Here is a 3,102-nt window from a genome sequence, read left to right as displayed (position 1 = left end):
GCACCCGGAGCCGCACGGGGACCTCCGGCCCGAACAGCTGGCCGGAGGCGATGCGGAAGAGGAGGGCGTAGCCGATCTGTCCACCGGCGCCGGTGACGGCGACGGTCACGGGGGTGGTCATGCTGCGAGCCTAGCCCCGGCGTCGCTGACGGAGGAGTGCCGGCGGTGCAGCCTCCGTGATCGCGGGTCGCGGAGGAGACGGTGTCGCTGCCGGAGCAGATCCCCTCCGTTGCTGTCGCGTGCCCGCTGGGCCGCGGACGTCCGGCGGCGTTGCCAACGGAGGAGATCGGCCGCCGGCAGGCACAGAAATCCTCCGTAACCCGCGATTCCGGCGCGGCCCGGCCCGGATCTCCTCCGTTGTTGTCGCGCACCGCTACAGTCGCACCATGCGCAGCCTCTACCCCGAGATCGAGCCGTACGACAGCGGGATGCTGGACGTCGGCGATGGCCAGCAGGTCTATTGGGAGACCAGCGGCAACCCCGACGGCAAGCCAGTCGTGTTTCTGCACGGCGGCCCCGGCGGCGGCACCACGCCCTCCCACCGCCGGCTGTTCGACCCGGAGCGGTACCGGATCGTCCTGTTCGACCAGCGCAACTGCGGCAAGAGCCTGCCGCACGCCAGCGACCCCGATGCCGACCTCTCCGCGAACACCACCTGGAACCTCGTCGGCGACATGGAGAAGCTGCGCGAGCACCTCGAGGTCGAGCGCTGGCAGGTGTTCGGCGGGTCGTGGGGGAGCGCCCTCGCGCTCGCGTACGCCGAGACGCATCCCGAGCGGGTGTCGGAGCTGATCGTGCGCGGCATCTTCACGCTGCGTCCCGTAGAGCTCGAGTGGTTCTACGAGGGCGGCGCCGCGGCGCTGTTCCCCGACCTGTGGGAGGGCTTCCTAGAGCCCGTCCCCGCGGAGGAGCGCGGCCACCTCATCCGTGCCTACAGCCGACTGCTCACCGACGAGGACCCTGCCGTGCACGGGCCCGCCGCCGTCGCCTGGTCGCGTTGGGAGTCCTCCACGATCACGCTGCTGCCGCGCCCGGAGGTCGTCGAGACCTTCACCGAGCAGAAGTACGCGGTCGCCTTCGCGCGCATCGAGAATCACTACTTCATGAACGGCGGCTGGTTCGAGGAGGACCAGCTGATCCGCGACGCCCACCGGCTGCAGGACATCCCCGGCGTCATCGTGCAGGGCCGCTACGACGTCTGCACGCCGGCGATGACCGCGTGGGATCTGCACACGGCGTGGCCGCAGGCCGACCTGCAGATCATCGCCGACGCCGGCCACGCCTACGACGAGCCCGGCATCCTCGACGCCCTCATCGACGCGACCGACCGGTTCGCCGATCGATGACGCTGCTCCGTGACGTCCGGCCCTGGGGAGGCGACCGCTCCGACCTCCTGATCGAGCACGGTGTCATCACGGCCGTCGAGCCGCACCGGGCGGACCGGCCCGACCGGACGCCGGAGGGTGCCGTCGACGTCATCGACGGGCGCGGGCTGCTCGCGCTGCCCGGGCTCGTCAACGCGCACGCGCACCTCGACAAGAGCTGGTGGGGGATGCCGTGGGTCCCGTACGGCGGGCGGGCGACGACGCAGGGGCGCATCGAGCACGAGCGGGCGCACCGTGACGAGCTCGGCCTTCCGAGCCCGACCAGTACGCTCGAGCTGCTGCGCGCTCTGGTGGCGCAGGGGACGACCGCGTTCCGCACCCATATCGACGTCGACCTCGGGGTCGGGCTGCACGGCATCGCGGTGGTGCGGGAGGCCGTCGCCGCGCTGGGGCTGCCGGTGGGGCTGGAGGTCGTGGCGTTCCCGCAGGACGGCGTGCTGCGCCGGCCCGGCGTGCTGGAGCTGCTGGACGCCGCAGCCGCGGAGGGCGCCGACCACGTCGGCGGGCTGGACCCGGCCTCCATCGACCGTGACCCGGTCGGGCAGCTCGACGCGTTGTTCGAGGTAGCCGACCGGCGCGGCGTCGGCATCGACATCCATCTGCACGACGGCGGGGAGCTCGGCGCGTTCGAGTACGAGCTGATCATCGAGCGCACCCGGGCCCTCGGGCTCGCCGGGCGCGTGAACGTGGCGCACGGGTTCGCGATCGGCGAGCTTCCGGAGGCCCGGCAGGCGGCGCTGGTCGACGCGTTGCGGGAGGCCGGTGTCTCGATCACGACGGTCGCCCCGATCAACGCGCCGCGCCTCCCGCTGGCGCTGCTTCGTTCGGCCGGCGTGCCGGTCGGGCTCGGGACGGACGGCATCCGGGATCTGTGGGGACCGTACGGCGACGGCGACCTGCTGCGCCTGGCGACCCGCCTCGCGCAGCTCGCGGGCGCGCGCCGCGACGAGGAGCTGACCGACGCCGTGCGCGTCGCGACGAGCGACGCGGCCGGGTTCGTGGGGAGGCCGGTGCACGACCTCGTGGTGGGAGCGCCCGCCGACGTCGTGCTCGTCGACGCGCAGAACGTCCCGGAGGCGCTGGTCGCCTCCCCGCCGCGCGAGCTGGTGCTCGTCGGCGGCGTCCGCGCGCTCTGAAGGCCGCGCACATTCGTCACGAATCAGCGCATTCGTGGCACGAATGTCGAGATTCGTGACGAATGTCGGGAGGGATCAGCCGGCCAGGGCGGCGAGGGCGCGGCGGAGCTGTGTCGAGCTCGTCGTCATGGTGTACGGGAAGTAGACCACCTCGACGCCGACGGCACCGAACTCGCGCTCGAGGCGCAGCCCCTTCTCGGTGCCGCGCCAATCGTCGCCCTTGAAGAAGACGTCGAACTTCAGCTTCTTCCACATCTCGAGCTTGTCGGGCACGGTCTCGGCGACCGCTTCGTCGACGTAGCCGATGTTGCGGACGATCTCGATGCGCTCAGCGAGCGGGATCACCGGGTCGACGCCTTTGGTGAGACGGAGCATCTCGTCGGAGACGACACCCGCGATCAGGTAGTCGCACTCGTTCTTGGCGTGCTTGAGGATGTTCAGGTGTCCGATGTGGAACAGGTCGAACGCTCCTGCTGCGTAGCCGACGCGCACGGTCACGGGTGGCCTCCTTCGGGTGAGGTATCCTCACCTATTCTGGCGAATGAGTGAGGATTTGTCACCTATAAATCCGAAGGAGGTTT

General features: G+C 70.9%; 3 protein-coding genes and 1 pseudogene. 2 read left to right on the top strand and 2 right to left on the bottom strand.

Annotation, left to right across the window (positions count from 1 at the left end):
- A pseudogene (locus AC0HS0_RS16880) lies at positions 1 to 121 on the bottom strand (malate dehydrogenase); the annotation flags it as partial.
- Between the two features lie 265 nt (positions 122 to 386).
- On the opposite strand from AC0HS0_RS16880, the gene pip reads away from it, so the two are divergent.
- Both pip and AC0HS0_RS16870 read left to right on the top strand, forming a co-directional pair.
- Entirely contained in the window at positions 387 to 1,346 is a 960-nt protein-coding gene (gene pip / locus AC0HS0_RS16875) for a prolyl aminopeptidase (RefSeq protein ID WP_472965296.1), read from the top strand.
- Positions 1,343 to 2,521 carry an amidohydrolase gene (locus AC0HS0_RS16870; RefSeq protein ID WP_472965295.1) on the top strand — a complete coding sequence of 393 codons (1,179 nt, stop codon included), beginning with the start codon at positions 1,343 to 1,345 and terminating at the stop codon, positions 2,519 to 2,521. The genes pip and AC0HS0_RS16870 overlap by 4 nt, the downstream gene beginning before the upstream one ends.
- A 75-nt stretch (positions 2,522 to 2,596) precedes the next feature.
- Here the strand turns inward: AC0HS0_RS16870 and AC0HS0_RS16865 are convergent, their stop codons facing one another.
- The gene (locus tag AC0HS0_RS16865) at positions 2,597 to 3,019 is read right to left on the bottom strand and encodes an FAD synthase family protein (RefSeq protein ID WP_472965294.1); all 423 of its coding nucleotides are present in this window, start codon (positions 3,017 to 3,019) and stop codon (positions 2,597 to 2,599) included.
- Positions 3,020 to 3,102 lie beyond the last annotated feature (83 nt).

It is taken from the genome of Leifsonia sp. PARNA 1/14 (assembly GCF_055720965.1).
The sequence above is the reverse complement of the archived record's forward strand: the minus strand, read 5'-3'. Positions and strand labels throughout refer to the sequence as shown.

What these genes read in the sequence shown, in the direction of transcription:
- AC0HS0_RS16870 (WP_472965295.1), top strand. Translation starts at nt 1,343, where the DNA reads ATGACGCTGCTCCGTGACGTCCGGCCCTGGGGAGGCGACCGCTCCGAC.
- pip (WP_472965296.1), top strand. Translation starts at nt 387, where the DNA reads ATGCGCAGCCTCTACCCCGAGATCGAGCCGTACGACAGCGGGATGCTG.